Source organism: Oleiphilus sp. HI0123, from assembly GCF_001635315.1.
The window spans coordinates 1-469 of sequence record NZ_LWGE01000031.1; the positions used below are offsets into that span (position 1 = coordinate 1).

The following is a 469-nucleotide window of genomic DNA, read 5'->3' on the forward strand; positions in this document are numbered from 1 at the left end:
AAGAAGACTCGTTTAGCTCAATACGCAAATCTTCCGCTGCCTTCAACATTTTATTCACTGCAGCTTCAGTTTTTTTGCGTGAAGCGCCCTCCGGAAAAGCAACTGAGGCATTAACAACCTCTGCATCAATCGCGACGCCCAACGCCACTCTCATCCAACCAGTCGATAGTAAGACCATAAAGATGATAAACATTAAGCTAAAACTAACGATAACCAGTTCTTTATGTTTTAGAGCCATCACTAATAAAGGTTGATATAAACCTTGGTTTAATTTATCGAGGTGTTGGCTGAATTGCTTTTGTATTTTACTTAACAGACTGTCTTTCTTTTCGTCGCTTGATGTTGATGCCTTACGGGATAAGTGCGCAGGTAGAATAAAGATCGATTCCAAGAGCGAAAACACTAGAATACAAATAACTATAATAGGTATCGCCTGCATTAACTGACCCTCGGGGCCTGGTAAGAACAG

1 pseudogene is annotated in these 469 nt (G+C 40.7%); it reads right to left on the reverse strand.

Going from position 1 to position 469, the window contains the following annotated elements:
• A pseudogene (locus A3761_RS00415) lies at positions 1-439 on the reverse strand (hypothetical protein); the annotation flags it as partial.
• Positions 440-469: the final 30 nt, after the last annotated feature.